The following is a 15,097-nucleotide window of genomic DNA, read 5'->3' on the forward strand; positions in this document are numbered from 1 at the left end:
CAATAAATAGGCAGGCTTGCCGCAAATTTAGGCCTTCCCAACATGACATTAATATGGCATTCATTGCGTCAACAGTTTCAGGAGGGGAGAGCCTGAAAGGCTGGGCCGGGACGCAAGTCCCGGCCCTCTTTTTTTGCGCGCGCGACAAGCCGCCGCAGAAAGTGCTTGATTTCAGGGCTTTCGCTGAAAGCGCAGCGTCGCAAAGACGCGCCAGCTGCCATCATCCTTCAGCGCCGAATCGGTGACGATCATCCGGTCGGGCGCTTCCAGCGCATAGGTCGAGCGCCCGATTTCGACGTCGGCGCTTCCCCACAGATTGTGCCATTCCGACCCGGAAACGCGCCCGCCAATGGGGCGTGTCCGGCCGGTGTTGTCGGTCCAGCTGCCGCGCACCCGGCCCTTTGCATCGACGCGGTAAATCGCTTCCGCCGCATAGTCGATCGGCGGCAGTCCGGGTACCGCCAGCCGATAGGCGAGCGCGGTCGCGCTGCCATCGGGCGCGCCCTTGATGACCAATGTCGCGGTCGCCGCTTTGCCAAACGCGCTCCCCTCGCCGATCCATGTCCCGTGCCATGCCGCGAGCGACGGTGCCGGAGCTTCGGCCGCAGCGGGGGCCGCAAACGCCAGCAGCATCGCAACGCCCCACCGCATCGTCATGCCGCCATTTCCGAGCGCGAAAACATGAAGGCATTGCCGTCGGGATCGTAGAAGGTGATGAGTTTGACCAGCCCCGGGATATGCTGGATGTCGCCGTCCTGCCGCACCCCCTCGGCATCGAGATGGGCTTTGGCCGCGTCGATGTCGGCGACCTCGAACACATTGGTCGCGCCGCCGCCCTGCACCACGCTCTCGACCTGGCTGAGGCCGATATTGACCCCCGCCATCGGCGTCGCAAGTTCGCACCAGCCGATGTCGTCGGCGCGGTAGAGCAGCTTGCAGTGCATCACGCGCTCGTACCAGCCGATCGCCGCGGTCATGTCGGTGACCCCCATCGAACAGGTGAGTTCCGATCCGATTTCCAATGCCATCTCACAGCCTCCCTTTGCCAACGCCCTTGCATCTTTAGTCCGGTTTGTATAGTTACTTGCAAATGCCGTCAAGCACGCCCGATCCGCTGCTCATCCAGCTCGGCAGCCATCGCTGGCTGGTGCCGTTGCTCGCCGATCTGGCGGCGCATCGCGGCGCGCGGTTCGTCGAACTCATTCACCGGCTGGGGCTATCGCGCGACAGCCTGACTCGCACGCTCGACGCGGCAGCGACGATCGGCTGGGTCCAGCGCAACCCCGGCCACGGCCACCCGCTGCGTCCCGAATACGTCCTGACCGAAGCAGGCACCGCCGCCGCCGCGCGCGCCGCGACGATCAACGAAGCGCAGGTGGCGATCGGGCTGCCGCCCGGCGCCGCCACGCGCTGGACTCTGCCGTTGGTGGCAGGGATCGGCGCGGGCCACGACCGCTTCAACGCGCTGTCACGGTTGCTCGCGCCCGCCACTCCGCGCGCGCTGTCGCAGGGACTGACGGCGCTCGGCGAGCGCGGGCTGGTGCGACGCGAGGTGATCGATATGCGGCCGCCGACGAGCCGCTACGACCTGACCGAGCGCGGACAGGTGCTGGCGGGGGCGTGCCGCTGATCGCGACAGGTGGCGCCTAGCTACACGCGCCGTTATGCTCGGCCGTCACGCTGATCGTCATTTTTTCCATCATCGCTTGCGCCTGCTTCATCTGCTCAGCCTCTTCGGGCGCCATCGACGCCAGCACGGAATCGGGCAGTTCGAGCTTGATCTGCCCGTTGATATCGATGCGATCGGGGGAAACAGCGCCGCTATAGGTGATGTCGAAACTTCCGCCCGCCGCGCGCTCGGGATCGGTGGGGCAGCTCAGCTTGCCGCTGAACGCATTGCCCTGCCGCGGCGCGGCGTCGAGCGAACAGCCCTCGGCCATGCCCAGATGCTGGCGAACCAGCATCTCGGGAACATCCTCGCCATAGCCGGCCGCGAGGCAAAAGCCGTCCTGCTCGTCCCTGGCGACCTTGCTGGCAAAGGGCATTCCACCCTGCATGTCGCCGCCGATCGACACCTTATACTGGCCGGGCAGCAGCGTCGCGGGCTCCTCGCTCGCCGGATCGCGCGCCTCGGTGCAGCCTGAAAGCGCAAGACCGGTCGTCACGACAAGTGCCGCCGCTGCGGCACGAAACAGTAATACCACGTAGAAACTCCCCCATGCCCGTGCACAGCAGACATAGCGGATATTCTATGCAAATTCGTAAATCAGGCCGCCGAAAGCGCCGCCTTCACGAAATCGGCGGCGCGCTCACCAATCATGATGCTTGGCGCATTGGTGTTGCCCGACACCAGCCGCGGCATGATGCTGGCATCGGCGACCCACAGCCCCTCGATCCCATTGAGTTTCAGCGTCGGATCGACCACCGCATCGGCGTCGCTGCCCATCCGGCATGTGCCGACTGGGTGATAGACGGTGTCGGCGCGGCTGCGGATCAATGCGTCGAGCGCGGCATTGTCGTCGAGGTCCACCGGATGCCGGTCGCTCCCTGCATAGTCGCTGAGCGGCGGCGCCGCGACGATGCGGTGCATCATCCGCACCCCGGCGCGCAGCGTCGCGATGTCGCGATCGTCGGTCAGGAAGCCGGGGTCGATCGCGGGCGCCGCCGCCGCGTCGCTCGACGCCAGCCGCACCGTGCCGCGGCTTTCAGGGCGCAGCACGCACGCGTGGCACGAAAAACCATGGCCCTTGACCTTGGTCCGGCCATGATCCTCCAGCATCGCCGGGACGAAATGATATTGGATGTCGGGCGCGGGCAAATCGGGGTGCGATTTCCAGAATCCCCCTGCTTCGGCAAAGCAGGTCGTCATGATGCCGGTGCGCTTGGTGCGATGTTCAAAGATCGCCTTCACCATCCGCCAGGTGCCGCCCAGGCTGTTGCCGAGCGGATCGGTCGAGCGGGTCTCCCAGCTCGATACATAATCGATATGGTCCTGCAGATTCTCGCCGACCGCGGCGCGATCAGCCACGACGGTGATGCCCTTGTCGGCGAGATGCGCAGCGGGACCAATGCCCGATAGCTGAAGGATCTGCGGCGACCCGAACGCCCCCGCCGACAGCACCACCCCGCCGCGCGCGCGCAGCGTTTCGCGCTGCGCCCCGCGGCGGATCACGACCCCGGTGGCGCGGCCATTCTCGACCAATATCTTTTCAACCAACGCCTTCGTGCGGATGTTCAAGTTCGCGCGCCCGCGCAGCGGCTCGACATAGGCGCGCGCCGCCGACCAGCGCTCGCCCGCTTTCTGGGTCACCTGATAGAGCCCGAACCCTTCATTGTTCGGCAGGTTAAAATCGCCGGTGCGCGGCAGCTGCAGCGCCGCCGCGCTTTCGATGAAGCGGCGGCTGGTCACATTGGGCCAACGCTGGTCCATCACGCTCAGCGGCCCGTCGCCGCCGTGATAGGCGTCACCGCCGCGCTCATTGCCCTCGCTGCGTTTGAAATAGGGCAGCACATCGGCATAGCTCCAGCCCGTCGCGCCGAGCGCCGCCCACTGGTCGTAATCGAACTGGTGGCCGCGGATATAGACCATCGCGTTGATCGCGCTCGACCCGCCCAGCCCGCGCCCGCGCGGCTGATATCCGGTGCGCCCGTTCAGCCCCTTTTGCGGCACGGTGTCATAGCGGTAGTTCGAGGATTGCGGGATGAAGGGCATGAACCCCGGCGTCTTGACCCGGACTATGTCATTGGTCCCGCCCGCCTCGACCAGGCACACCGTCCGCGTCCCGTCCTCGGCCAGCCGCCCCGCCGCGGCGCTCCCCGCGCTACCGCCGCCGATAACGATGATGTCGAACTGATCCCCAGAATTCATGCGCGCCGCTCCCCTCGCCACCCGTTCGGTGGTCAATCGAGACTTACATGAATGTCATTAAGCGGCGTGGCAAGCCTATACGTCGCCCCCGCGAAGGCGGGGGCCGCTGGAGGTTTACACCTTCTTTGCTGGACAAGGCCGACTGCGTCCCCCGCCTTCGCGGGGGCGACGGACGCTATTCCGCCGGCTCTTCCTCTGGCCGCCCCGCCGCCCAGCGCTCCTTGATCATCGCGCTCGTCGCGCGGCTGCCGTCGTGGCTCCAGCCGGGTTCGCGCCAGATATAGCTCAGCTTGTGCTTCCACGGCGCCGACCACACATCCTTCGCAATCCCAACCCATTCGTGCACCGCGGCCCACAGGATGTTGAAGCTGCCAAGCTGCTTGACGATGCCGTACCGCACCGGCTCGTCATCGCGTTCGGCGACGAAGCTGCCGAACATCTTGTCCCAGATGATGAACACCCCGGCATAATTGGCGTCGAGATAGCGCGGGTTCACCCCGTGGTGGACGCGGTGGTGCGACGGGGTGTTCATCACCGCCTCGAACCATTTGGGCAGCCGCTTGATCGCCTCGGTATGGATCCAGAACTGGTAGATCAGGTTGAGCCCGGCGCAGAAGAACACCATCGCGGGCGGAAAGCCGATCAGGAACAAAGGCAGCCGGAACAGGAAGGTCAGGCTGAAAAAGCCGGTCCATGTCTGCCGCAGCGCGGTCGACAGATTATAATGCTGCGAGCTGTGGTGGATGACATGGCTGGCCCAGAACCAGCGGACGCGGTGGGCGCTGCGGTGAAAGGCGTAATAGGCGAGGTCGTCGAGGAAGAAGCAGAGGATCCACGCCCACCACCAGCTGGCAAATTCGATGCCGATGTCGAACAGACGGAACTGATACACCCACACCGACGCCGCAATCACTCCCGCGCCGACCAGCGCCCCCGCAACCTGGCTGCCGGTGCCGAGCATTAGGGAGGTCAGCGTATCGCGCGCCTCGTAGCGGCTTTTGTCGGCGCGCAGCGAGATGATCATCTCGGCGATCAGCAGCAGGATGAAGGCGGGCACCGCATAGGTGACCGGATTGGGAAGTTCAGGCACGCCCGATCTCCCGCATCCGCGACGCCCACATTCCGGCATCCTTGCCCAGATGCAGCGTCACCGCGCCGAACGTCTTTTCGGGCATTGTCAGGGTCAGGAAATCCTTGTCGAGCCGCCCGATCACCGCGCCATCGATCGGCCGCGCCGCAAAATGATTGCCGTGCGCGCGCACGAGCATCTGGCGGCCTTCGGCATTGCGGACGATCGCGGCAAAGCCCGCGCGGTCGCGCGCGACCTCGATCCCGCGAAACCCTGCCTCGGCCTCTTCGGCGAGGCGGATCGCATGGGCGTCATCCTCGATGCGCGGATCGGCACCCAGCCCCATCCGCTTGACCAGCCACACGACAAACAGCACCGCGACCACCGATCCGCCGAGCTGGGCCAGTTCGGCGACGGTCACCGCTCGCCCGCCAGCGCATCGAGCATCGGGCGCAGCCCCGACAGGTCATAACCGGCGTTCGCTGCGGCCTCGCAAATCGCATCGACATCGTCGCCCGCGCGCGCGCGGGTCAGCGCCCACAAATGCGTCGAGCGCGTACCAGAGCGGCAATAGGCGAGCACCGGCCCGGTCGCCCCCGCCAGCACCGCGTCGAGCGCGTCGAGCTGCGGATGGCTGAACCCGGCATGGCCGATCGGGATGGCGGCATAGGCCAGCCCCTCGGCCGCCGCGGCCCCGGCGATATCGTCGCCCTGCGGCGCGTCGGGCTCTTCACCATCGGGGCGGTTGTTCACAATCATCGCAAAGCCGGCGGCTTTCGCCGCGGCGACATCCTCAAAGGAAATCTGCGGGGCGACGCTAAAGTCGGCGGACAGGGGTCGAAAATCGCTCATGGCCGCGATGTATAGGACAGCGGCTTTAGCTGACAAGCGGGAAGGTGTGACGTGACCGCAGGATATCGGCGGGGAGGTGGGAAAAAAACGATCCTCCCCACTTGTGGGGAGGTGGCAGCGCGAAGCGCTGACGGAGGGGGGTCGCGTCCTCACGCAACCTTGCGTCAGGCCGCCAGCCCCCTCCACCACCTTCAGTGGTCCCCCTCCCCGTTCCGGGGAGGATCGTCTAGGTCCGCAACCGGCCGAAACCCGCCAATCGAAACTGCCGGATCACCGCCAGAAACGCATTGCCCCACGCCTCCAGTTTTTTCGCACCAACCCCCGGAATCGTCCCCATCGCGTCCAGCGTCGCGGGCTTTTCGGTCGCCATCGCGCGCAGCACCGCGTCGTGAAAGATCACATAGGGCGGCACATTGGCTTCGGCGGCCAGCTCGCGCCGGACGCTCCGCAGCGCGTCGAACAGCGGATCGCCGATCGGGTTGGCCGCCCCGGCGCCAGCCCCGCCGCGCGCTTCACGTTTCGTCCGCTTCACCGGCGGTTCGGCGATCAGCACCGGCGCCTCGCCCTTCATCATCGCGCGCGCACTGGGGCCGAGCATCAGCCCGCCATGCTCGGTCGTCTCGAGCGCCTCGCGCGCTACCAGCGTGCGCACCAGCGGCTTGATCAGCCGCGCCTCGTCGCCCGCGACGATCCCGAACACCGACAATTTGTCATGACCGCGCCCCACGATCCGTTCATCGCTGCGCCCGGTCAGCACCGCCTCGATATGTCCGGCGCCATAGCTTTGCCCGGTGCGATAGACTGCCGAGAGCAGTTTTTGCGCGAGCACCGTCGCGTCGACCTGGCGCCCGGGGTCGAGGCAATTGTCGCAATTGCCGCAGCGCGCGGGCGGGCTTTCGCCGAAATGGCGGAGCAGCAACGCGCGGCGACATTCGACCGTCTCGACCAGCGCCGCGAGCGCGTTGAGCCGCAACCGCTCGCCCGCTACGCGCGCCTCGGGCAGTTCGGAAAGCCGCATACGGGCCTTGGCGAAATCGTCGGAACCCCACAGCATCATCGCCTCGGCGGCGTCGCCGTCGCGCCCGGCGCGCCCGGTTTCCTGATAATAGCTTTCGATCGATTTGGGCAGCGCGGCGTGGGCGACAAAGCGCACGTCGGGCTTGTCGATCCCCATGCCGAACGCGACCGTCGCGGTGACGATGCCGTCCTCCGACGCGACGAAATCATGCTGGACGCGCGAGCGCACCTCGGCATCGAGCCCGGCATGATAGGCGGCGACCGGCCGCCCCGTCGCCTTCGCCAATTGGTCCGCCAGCCGTTCGGTGCCGCTGCGCGTCGGGCAATAGACGATCCCCGGCCCCGGATTGGCGGCGATGAAGTCGACCAGCTGGCGCGCCGCGGTCACCCGCGGGCGGATCGCGTAGCGGATGTTCGGCCGGTCAAAGCCCGCAAGGATCAGCCCGTCGTCGGGAATCCCGAGCTGAAAGAGAATATCCTCGCGCGTGTGCTTGTCGGCGGTCGCGGTCAGCGCCAGCCGCGGCACCGCCGGAAACGCGTCGAGCAGCGGACGCAGCAGGCGATAGTCGGGGCGGAAATCATGCCCCCATTCGGACACACAATGCGCCTCGTCGATCGCGAACAGCGCCGGGGTTTTAGCCTCCAGCAGCGCGCGAAACCCCTCGCCCGTCGCGCGCTCGGGCGCCACATAGAGCAGGTCGAGGTCGCCGTCGCGGTACCGCTGCCGCGTCTCGGCGCCATCGGCGTCAACGCTGGTCAGGCTCGCGGCGCGGATCCCCGCCGCGCGCGCACCGCGCAGCTGGTCGTGCATCAGCGCGATCAGCGGCGACACGACAACGACACAGCCATCGAGCGCCACGGCCGGTAACTGGTACGTCAGCGACTTGCCTGCTCCGGTCGGCATCACCGCCAGCGTCCGCTCACGCGCCATCACGCGGTCGACGACGTCCGACTGCCGACCGCGGAAATGGTCGAAACCGAAGGTGGATTTCAGGAGGGGGAGCAGCGCGTCGGCGGACATTGAGAGGGGCGATAGGAAGTTTGGCGCGGTGGGGGAAGCCCCGTCTCCTCCATTCCAATCCTTTTCCTGTTCGCATCGAGCGAAGTCGAGATGCCCTTCGCCCTCGCGTGCCGCTGATGGGTGTCCCGACTTCGCTCGACACGAACGGAATGAGGGTTAGGTTACATCAAAGTCAGCATCGCCCGCTGCGCCATCCGCGATGCCGTCTCGCGTTCGGCCATCACGACATGGTCGGCGCCGCGCCGCACCAGATCGTCGACCTCCTCGTCCGAATGGGCGCGCGCGACGATCACCAGCTTCGGGTTGATCGCCCGCGCCCGCCGCACAATCGCTCCTGCCTCGACCCCCTCGGGGATTGCGATCAGCAGGGTCGATGCCTCTTCGAGCCCGGCCTGACGCAGGACGCTCTCCTTGGTCGCATCGCCGACAATCACCGTCGCGCCCGTCGCGCGCGCGGCCGCTGCCATATCCTTCTGATCCTCGATCACGGTCAGCCCCTCGCCGCGCCCGCAGATCAGCGTGCCGATATGGCTGCCGACGCGGCCAAATCCGATCAGCACCACCCCCGCGTTGCACAGCGCAGCGGATTCCTCGCTCGCCATATCCACCGGCTCGGGTACCGCGTCGGTGCGGATGCGCTTGACCGCCAGTGTGAACAGGATCGGGTTGACCAGGATCGACAGCAGCGCACCCGCCAAAATCAGGTCGCGCCCGGTTTCGGGCAAGACCTCCAGCCCGACCCCCAGCCCCGCGAGGATGAAGGAAAATTCGCCGATTTGCGCCAGGCTGACCGACACCGTCAGCGCGGTTTGCGACGTGTGGCCAAAGGCGCGCACGAGCGCGAAGGCAGCGAGCGATTTGCCGACGACGATGATCGCCACCGTCGCCAGCACCGGCCCCGGCTGTTCGACCAGCACATTGGGGTCGAACAACATGCCGACGGATACAAAAAACAGCACCGCAAAGGCATCGCGCAGCGGCAGCGTTTCTTCGGCGGCGCGGCGGCTGAGCTGCGTTTCGCCAAGGATCATCCCGGCGAAGAACGCCCCGAGCGCGAACGACACATCGAAAATCACCGCGGCGCCGAACGCCACCCCCAGCGCGATCGCCAGCACCGCGAGCCGGAACAGCTCGCGCGATCCGGTGTGCGCGGACCAGTGCAGCACCCATGGCAACACCCGCCGCGCGATTACGAACATGAAGGCGACAAAACCGACAACCTTGAGCAGCACGATCGCCGCCGACTGGACCAGTCCTGCGCTGCCTCCCTCGTCACCGCGTTCACCGAACATCGCGGGCAGCAGCACGAGTGCGAGCACCATCACCAGATCCTCGACGATAAGCCAGCCGACCGCGATCCGTCCTTTTTCGGTCTCGACCATATCGCGCGCCTGCAACGCGCGCAGCAGCACGACGGTCGATGCGACCGACAGGGCGAGGCCGAACACGGCGCTGCCCTCGATCGACCAGCCGAGCCCCAGCCCCAGCATGATCCCGAGCGCCCACGCCACCGCAATCTGCGCGATCGCCCCCGGCACCGCGATCTTGCGCACAGACAGCAGGTCTTTCAGCGAAAAATGCAGCCCCACCCCGAACATCAGCAGGATGACGCCGATCTCGGCCAGCTGCATCGCCAGCCCGGTGTCGGCGACAAAGCCCGGCGTGAACGGCCCGACGAGCACCCCCGCGAGCAGATAGCCCGCAATCGGCGAAATCCGCAGCCGGTGCGCGAGCGCCCCCATCAGGAACGCCACGCCCAGCCCGGCGACGATGGTGCCGATCAGGGTGGTGTCATGCGGCATGAGATTATGCGTAGAGGGCGGGTACGCGGGGGGTCAACCCGACCCGATCAAATTCGGAGCGAAAATCCTCAGCTATCGCGCGGCAAACTGTCCGGGAACCAGCGCCGCCCGAACCAGAAGGCCAGGTTGACGAGCAGGATCAGCACCGGCACCTCGACCAGCGGGCCAATCACCGCGGCAAAGGCGACCGGCGACGCCAGCCCGAACGCCGCAATCGCGACCGCGATCGCCAGCTCGAAATTGTTACCCGCCGCGGTAAAGGCGACCGCGGTGGTGCGCGGATAATCGGCGGCGATCCATTTGCCCATCGCAAAGCTGATCACAAATTGCAGGACAAAATAGATCGTCAGCGGCACCGCGATGCGCAGCGCGTCGAACGGCAGCGTCAGGATTTCACCGCCTTTCAGGCTGAACATCGCCGCGATGGTAAACAGCAGCGCGACCAGCGTGATCGGCGCGATGCGCGGCAGGAAGCGCGTTTCGTACCAATACTCACCCTTCGCGCGGACCAGCAAACTACGGGTCAGGAACCCGGCGAGGAAGGGGATGCCCAGATAGATCAGCACCGCCTCGGCAATCATCCAGGTGTCGATCGCGATCAGCTGCCCCTCCAGCCCCAGCAGCGGCGGCAGGAAGGTCAGGAAAAACCAGGCATAGGCGCTGAAAAACAGGATCTGGAACAGCGAGTTGAACGCGACCAGCGCCGCGACATATTGATTGTCGCCCTTTGCCAGCTGGTTCCACACCAGCACCATCGCGATGCAGCGCGCCAGCCCGATCAGGATGACCCCGGTCATATAGGCGGGCTCGTCGCGCAGGAAGATCACCGCGAGCACGAACATCAGCACCGGCCCGATCAGCCAGTTCTGGACCAGCGACAGCATCAGCACCCGCCGATCCTCGAACACCTGCGGCAGCGCGGCATAGCGCACCCGCGCCAGCGGCGGATACATCATCAGGATAAGCCCGATCGCGATCGGCAGGTTGGTGGTCCCGACGCTCATCGCGTCGATCCCCGCCGCCAGCGCCGGAAACAGCGTCCCCAGCGCGACGCCCAGCGCCATCGCGAGGAAAATCCACAGCGTCAGATAACGGTCAAGAAAGCTCAGGCGGCTGCGTTGCATGTCAGGCAGCCCCTTCCATGGCGCCGATGGTATTCAGCGCTTCACGCCGCTCGGCCGCGGTCATGGTTTCGAGCGGCAGCGCCAGCATCGCCCGCACGCGCATGTCGAGCAGGCGGTATGTTTCGGCAAAGGCGGCATCGACCGCCGCGTCGTCGCCTGCGACATCGGCGGGATCGGGTAGCCCCCAATGCGCGCGCACCGGGGCGCCAATGAACAGCGGGCAGGTTTCGCCCGCCGCATTGCCGCACACGGTGATCGCAACGTCGATGCGCGGCGCATCGGGCGCGGCAAATTCGTCCCAGCTTTTCGAGCGGAAGGCCGAAATGTCATAGCCCTCGCGCGCCAGCAGCCGCAGCGCGCCGGGGTGCGGCACGCCCTTGGGCTGGCTGCCCGCGCTGAACGCGCGGACCCGGCCTTCACCCTTGCGGGCGATCAGCGCCTCACCCAAAATGCTGCGCGCCGAATTGCCGGTACACAGCACCAATATGTTCAGCCCCTCCCCCGCGGTCATGTCAGCAGCAGCCGACCTTGGCGGGCGCGGCCTGCGGCATCGTCGGAACGCAGCACGCGCCCTCGGCGGCATTGTCCGACGCCAGCGGGGCGAAATCGGGGCTGTCGCCATAGACCGTCGATTCGCCATTGGTCAGGAAGGCTTCCCAGACGACGCCGTCGGGGTCGGCGATCCAGCTCTTTTCGGATTTGGCGTAGCAACAGGTCGTCGCGCCTTCCTCCAGCACCGGCGCCCCGGCGTCTTTCAGTCGCCCATAGACCGCCGCGAGCTCGGCTTCATCCTCGACCTGCAAGCCGACATGCTCGATCCCGCTCTGCGCGCCGTCGCGCACCGAAATCGCGAAATTGATCCGCGGATCGTCGAGCATCCATTTGGCATAATCGGGCTTGGTCACGCTGGGCCCGGTGCCGAACAGCCCCGAGTAAAAGGCGATCGACTTGTCGAGGTCGCTGACCCCGACGTGCATATGAAACCGGCTCATGCGGCAGTCCTTTCATTCTTGTCTTTGGTGTCACAGGGCGCGGCAGGCGCGCACATCGCACCGCCGCAACAATTTTCCATGAGGAAGCCGAGCAGCGCATTCATCGCGCCATAGTCGGCAGAATATATCAGCGACCGCCCGTCGCGGCGCTGCGCGATCAGTCCGGCGTTGGTCAGCTGCGCGAGGTGAAAGCTGAGCGACGACGCGGGCACCCCCAGCGCTTCGGCAATCGCCCCCGCGGCAAGCCCGTCCGGCCCCGCCTGTACGAGCAGCCGGAACAGCGACAGCCGATGCTCCTGCGCCAGCGCGCTCAACGCGCGAACAACGGTTTCCGATTCCATCGCGGCCTCCATGATTCGATAATCATCGAAATATGGAAATCGGAGCTGGGCGTCAACAGATATTTCGATAACATTCGAAATGAATGAACAAGGGCCCGTCTAAACCGTCCCCTCTTCCTTCTCCGCCTGCTGCCGCGCCCACATGTCGGCGTAGAGCCCGCGCATCGCGAGCAGCTGGTCGTGCGTCCCCGTCTCCGCCACCCGGCCATGATCGAGCACGATGATCCGGTCGGCACCCGTCACCGTCGACAGCCGATGCGCGATCACCAAGGTCGTGCGCCGCTGCGCAATCCGTTCCAGCGTGTCCTGAATCGCCGCCTCGGTGCGGCTGTCGAGCGCGCTCGTCGCTTCGTCCAAAATCAGCACCGGCGGGTTCTTGAGCAAGGTCCGCGCGATGGCGACGCGCTGTTTTTCGCCGCCCGACAGCTTCAGCCCGCGCTCGCCGACTTCGGTGTCATAGCCCTGCGGCAGGATCGCGATAAAGCCGTCGATCGCCGCACCTTCCGCCGCAGCCGCCACCTCGTCGGCGCCCGCGCCTTCGCGGCCATAGGCGATGTTGTAGCCGATGCTGTCGTTGAACAGCACCGTGTCCTGCGGCACGATGCCGATCGCACCGCGCAGGCTGGCCTGCGTCACCGCGGCAATATCCTGATCGTCGATCGTGATCCGCCCGCCCTGCGGATCGTAGAAACGGAACAGCAGCCGCGCGATCGTCGATTTGCCCGCCCCCGACGGCCCGACGATCGCCAGCGTTTCGCCCGCACCGACCGCAAAGCTCACCCCGTTCAGGATCGTCCGGTCGGGCTCATAACCGAACACCACATTGTCGAACGCCACCGCGCCGCCGTGCACCACCAACGGCGGCGCGCCCGGCGCGTCCGAAATCTCGGGCGGGGTGTCGATCAGGCGGAACATCGCCTCCATGTCGATCAGCCCCTGGCGGATGACGCGATAGACCATGCCGAGCATGTCGAGCGGGCGGAACAGCTGCGCGAGCAAGGTGTTGACCAGCACCACATCGCCGACCCTATATTCGCCCGTTGACCAGCCCCACACGGTATAGGCCATGGCCCCCGCCAGCGCGGCGTTGGTGATCAGGCTCTGCCCGATGTTCAGCCACGCGAGGCTGTTTTCGCTTTTCACCGCGGCGCGCGCATAGCGATCGGCAACGTCGCGGTAGCGTGCTTCCTCGCGCGCCTCCGCTCCGAAATATTTGACAGTCTCGTAATTGAGCAGGCTGTCCACACTGCGCCCGATGGTCAGCGTGTCGAGATCGTTCATCTGGGTGCGCAGCGCGTTGCGCCAGTCGGTCACCTTGCGGGTGAAGATGATATAGACGACGACCATCAACGCGGTCGCGCTGGCGAGCCCAAAGCTGAACTTGGTCCAGAAGATGATCAGCACCGCGAGCAATTCGATGATCGTCGGCGCGATGTTGAACAGCAGGAAATACAGCATCGTGTCGATGCTCTTGGTCCCGCGCTCGATCACCTTGGTCACCTCGCCCGTCCGCCGCGCGAGGTGAAAGCGCAGGCTTAGCGCGTGAAGGTGGCTGAAGGTCGCGATCGCCAGCTGGCGCGTCGCATCCTGCCCGACGCGTTCGAACACGACGTTGCGGAGGTTATCGAACAACACCCCGGCAAAGCGCGCCCCGGCGTAAGCCAGAACGAGGCCGATCGCGAGCGCAACCCCCTCTTCCATTCCCGGCACCATCGCGTCGATCGCGGCGCCGTAGAGGAAGCCCATCGACAGCTGGACACCCTTCGACGCGAGCACGATCAGCCCCGCCCCGACGATCCGCACCTTGTGCCCCCTGTGCCCCGCGGGCCACAGATAAGGCAGGAAACGCCTTAGCGTATCAAGAACGGGTGGTTCCTTGGCCGCGTCGGCGGAGGTGAGCGTATCGGGCGGCATGCGCGGTGCATGTAGGGCGGCGAGAGCAGAAGGCCAAGCGGGCTTAACGGCGAATTGAATCAACCCCGTCAATTCGTCATCCCGGCGAAGGCCGGGATCTCAACGGAGCGTCACGGAGCAGCGGCGAGATCCCGGCCTTCGCCGGGATGACGACTATGAAAACCGTCGGCTAGAGTTTCTCGCGCGGCCCAACATGCCGCAGGATCCGGTCGATCAGGCGTCGTTCTTCGGACGTCGGGGTCGGGATAATCGCTGCCGGCGGCCCAATACGGCGTCCAAATAGCGGACGGCGTGGCGGAACGAGCGGTGAGAATCGCATGGGGGCGTGCTTTCGCTACGCGGTGTCGCCCCCCGGCACCGCACTGGTTCTGGTCCCTGCGCCCATGGTGAAGGCGCATGGTTGCAGAACGGTATAAAGCGCTGGTTACTGCTTTCTTTCCGGTACCGTGAAGGTGCCGGTGACACGCCCGCCAGTGCCGCCCGAAATCGGATTGCCGTCGGGACCGCGCGCTGCGCCCCGCCCGTCGACCGTCGCGCGGCCGCTGTTGAGGTCGATCACCATCCGCCCACCGCGCAGATTATTGCCGCGCTGGCGCAGCTCGACATTGCCGACCATCGTGATCAGGCGGCGGTCGAGGTCGTAGATGGCGACATTGCCCGATGCGCGCTCGTCGCCCTTGGTCACCACGACACCGCCGGTGGCGTCGAGCCGGTTGACGTCGGTGCCGCCCTGACGCGAATAGGCGACGGTCATCCGCGCCGCGGTCAAGGTCATCCCCGCCTGCGTCACGCGGACATTGCCCGCGATGACGACGCGGTCGGCGCGGTCTTGCACTTCGATGCTGTTCGCCGCGAAGTCGACCGGAGCGTTGCTGTTGTGGTTGGCGAGCGCCTGCGCCTGCGCGGCATCCCCGCTGCCGATCGAGAGCAAAGCGAGGCTGGTGAACGCAAAACCTGCGCCTGCAAGCGCCATGCTTTTCATGGTCCAAAGGCGGTTCATTTGATCACTCCCTGATTGATCCGCAGCCGCGCATTGCCCTGCAGGCGCACGATCCGCTGGTCGAGATCGGCGGACAGCTGGTTGGCCGAAAAATTGC

16 protein-coding genes are annotated in these 15,097 nt (G+C 66.0%); 1 reads left to right on the forward strand and 15 read right to left on the reverse strand.

The genetic code is table 11. The annotated features are described in order from the left end of the window. Positions 1-171 precede the first annotated feature (171 nt). On the reverse strand, positions 172-657 hold the full coding sequence (locus VGN68_RS00015) for a hypothetical protein (protein WP_327472622.1): 486 nt from the start codon (positions 655-657) through the stop codon (positions 172-174). Continuing rightward, a complete protein-coding gene (locus VGN68_RS00020; protein ID WP_327472624.1) occupies positions 654-1,028 on the reverse strand; it encodes a VOC family protein in 375 nt (124 codons plus the stop codon). The genes VGN68_RS00015 and VGN68_RS00020 overlap by 4 nt, the downstream gene beginning before the upstream one ends. A gap of 62 nt (positions 1,029-1,090) precedes the next feature. Here VGN68_RS00020 and VGN68_RS00025 point away from each other — a divergent pair, with 62 nt between their 5' ends. Next, positions 1,091-1,630: a winged helix-turn-helix transcriptional regulator gene (locus VGN68_RS00025; protein ID WP_327472626.1), complete on the forward strand. Its 540-nt coding sequence runs from the start codon at positions 1,091-1,093 to the stop codon at positions 1,628-1,630. A gap of 16 nt (positions 1,631-1,646) precedes the next feature. Here VGN68_RS00025 and VGN68_RS00030 read toward each other — a convergent pair whose 3' ends face one another. The 13 genes from VGN68_RS00030 to VGN68_RS00090 form a co-directional block, all read right to left on the reverse strand. Continuing rightward, positions 1,647-2,204: a hypothetical protein gene (locus tag VGN68_RS00030; protein ID WP_327472628.1), complete on the reverse strand. Its 558-nt coding sequence runs from the start codon at positions 2,202-2,204 to the stop codon at positions 1,647-1,649. A gap of 62 nt (positions 2,205-2,266) precedes the next feature. After that, complete coding sequence (locus VGN68_RS00035) at positions 2,267-3,868, reverse strand: GMC family oxidoreductase (RefSeq protein WP_327472630.1); 1,602 nt, start codon at positions 3,866-3,868, stop codon at positions 2,267-2,269. A gap of 175 nt (positions 3,869-4,043) precedes the next feature. Then, positions 4,044-4,958, reverse strand: a complete 915-nt coding sequence (locus VGN68_RS00040; RefSeq protein ID WP_327472634.1) for a sterol desaturase family protein — start codon at positions 4,956-4,958, stop codon at positions 4,044-4,046. Next, on the reverse strand, positions 4,951-5,358 hold the full coding sequence (locus tag VGN68_RS00045; protein ID WP_327472636.1) for a hypothetical protein: 408 nt from the start codon (positions 5,356-5,358) through the stop codon (positions 4,951-4,953). Before VGN68_RS00045 ends, VGN68_RS00040 begins: the two co-directional genes overlap by 8 nt. Continuing rightward, entirely contained in the window at positions 5,355-5,789 is a 435-nt protein-coding gene (locus tag VGN68_RS00050) for a TIGR01244 family sulfur transferase (RefSeq protein ID WP_327472638.1), read from the reverse strand. Before VGN68_RS00050 ends, VGN68_RS00045 begins: the two co-directional genes overlap by 4 nt. A 226-nt stretch (positions 5,790-6,015) precedes the next feature. After that, positions 6,016-7,827 (reverse strand): DNA helicase RecQ, encoded by a 1,812-nt coding sequence (gene recQ / locus VGN68_RS00055; RefSeq protein WP_327472640.1) that lies wholly within the window; start codon positions 7,825-7,827, stop codon positions 6,016-6,018. Between the two features lie 161 nt (positions 7,828-7,988). Next, on the reverse strand, positions 7,989-9,629 hold the full coding sequence (gene ybaL / locus VGN68_RS00060; protein ID WP_327472642.1) for a YbaL family putative K(+) efflux transporter: 1,641 nt from the start codon (positions 9,627-9,629) through the stop codon (positions 7,989-7,991). Positions 9,630-9,697: 68 nt separating this feature from the next. Beyond that, on the reverse strand, positions 9,698-10,753 hold the full coding sequence (gene arsB, locus VGN68_RS00065; protein WP_327472644.1) for an ACR3 family arsenite efflux transporter: 1,056 nt from the start codon (positions 10,751-10,753) through the stop codon (positions 9,698-9,700). 1 nt (position 10,754) lies between these two features. Next, positions 10,755-11,264, reverse strand: a complete 510-nt coding sequence (locus VGN68_RS00070) for an arsenate reductase ArsC (RefSeq protein ID WP_327472646.1) — start codon at positions 11,262-11,264, stop codon at positions 10,755-10,757. A 1-nt stretch (position 11,265) separates the two neighbouring features. Beyond that, the gene (locus VGN68_RS00075; RefSeq protein WP_327472649.1) at positions 11,266-11,745 is read right to left on the reverse strand and encodes an ArsI/CadI family heavy metal resistance metalloenzyme; all 480 of its coding nucleotides are present in this window, start codon (positions 11,743-11,745) and stop codon (positions 11,266-11,268) included. Then, on the reverse strand, positions 11,742-12,086 hold the full coding sequence (locus tag VGN68_RS00080; protein WP_327472651.1) for a metalloregulator ArsR/SmtB family transcription factor: 345 nt from the start codon (positions 12,084-12,086) through the stop codon (positions 11,742-11,744). Before VGN68_RS00080 ends, VGN68_RS00075 begins: the two co-directional genes overlap by 4 nt. A gap of 99 nt (positions 12,087-12,185) precedes the next feature. Then, entirely contained in the window at positions 12,186-14,000 is a 1,815-nt protein-coding gene (locus tag VGN68_RS00085; protein ID WP_327472653.1) for an ABC transporter ATP-binding protein/permease, read from the reverse strand. A gap of 424 nt (positions 14,001-14,424) precedes the next feature. Beyond that, positions 14,425-15,000, reverse strand: a complete 576-nt coding sequence (locus VGN68_RS00090; protein WP_327472655.1) for an LptA/OstA family protein — start codon at positions 14,998-15,000, stop codon at positions 14,425-14,427. Between the last annotated feature and the right edge of the window lie 97 nt (positions 15,001-15,097).

This window comes from Sphingopyxis sp., assembly GCF_035998965.1.
Lineage (GTDB): Bacteria > Pseudomonadota > Alphaproteobacteria > Sphingomonadales > Sphingomonadaceae > Sphingopyxis.

Excerpts from the sequence above, each read along its gene's own strand:
- VGN68_RS00015 (WP_327472622.1), bottom strand. The coding sequence starts at position 657 with ATGACGATGCGGTGGGGCGTTGCGATGCTGCTGGCGTTTGCGGCCCCC.
- VGN68_RS00020 (WP_327472624.1), bottom strand. The coding sequence starts at position 1,028 with ATGGCATTGGAAATCGGATCGGAACTCACCTGTTCGATGGGGGTCACC.
- VGN68_RS00025 (WP_327472626.1), top strand. The coding sequence starts at position 1,091 with ATGCCGTCAAGCACGCCCGATCCGCTGCTCATCCAGCTCGGCAGCCAT.
- VGN68_RS00035 (WP_327472630.1), bottom strand. The coding sequence starts at position 3,868 with ATGAATTCTGGGGATCAGTTCGACATCATCGTTATCGGCGGCGGTAGC.
- VGN68_RS00050 (WP_327472638.1), bottom strand. The coding sequence starts at position 5,789 with ATGAGCGATTTTCGACCCCTGTCCGCCGACTTTAGCGTCGCCCCGCAG.
- recQ (WP_327472640.1), bottom strand. The coding sequence starts at position 7,827 with ATGTCCGCCGACGCGCTGCTCCCCCTCCTGAAATCCACCTTCGGTTTC.
- ybaL (WP_327472642.1), bottom strand. The coding sequence starts at position 9,629 with ATGCCGCATGACACCACCCTGATCGGCACCATCGTCGCCGGGCTGGGC.
- arsB (WP_327472644.1), bottom strand. The coding sequence starts at position 10,753 with ATGCAACGCAGCCGCCTGAGCTTTCTTGACCGTTATCTGACGCTGTGG.
- VGN68_RS00070 (WP_327472646.1), bottom strand. The coding sequence starts at position 11,264 with ATGACCGCGGGGGAGGGGCTGAACATATTGGTGCTGTGTACCGGCAAT.
- VGN68_RS00075 (WP_327472649.1), bottom strand. The coding sequence starts at position 11,745 with ATGAGCCGGTTTCATATGCACGTCGGGGTCAGCGACCTCGACAAGTCG.
- VGN68_RS00080 (WP_327472651.1), bottom strand. The coding sequence starts at position 12,086 with ATGGAATCGGAAACCGTTGTTCGCGCGTTGAGCGCGCTGGCGCAGGAG.
- VGN68_RS00085 (WP_327472653.1), bottom strand. The coding sequence starts at position 14,000 with ATGCCGCCCGATACGCTCACCTCCGCCGACGCGGCCAAGGAACCACCC.
- VGN68_RS00090 (WP_327472655.1), bottom strand. The coding sequence starts at position 15,000 with ATGAACCGCCTTTGGACCATGAAAAGCATGGCGCTTGCAGGCGCAGGT.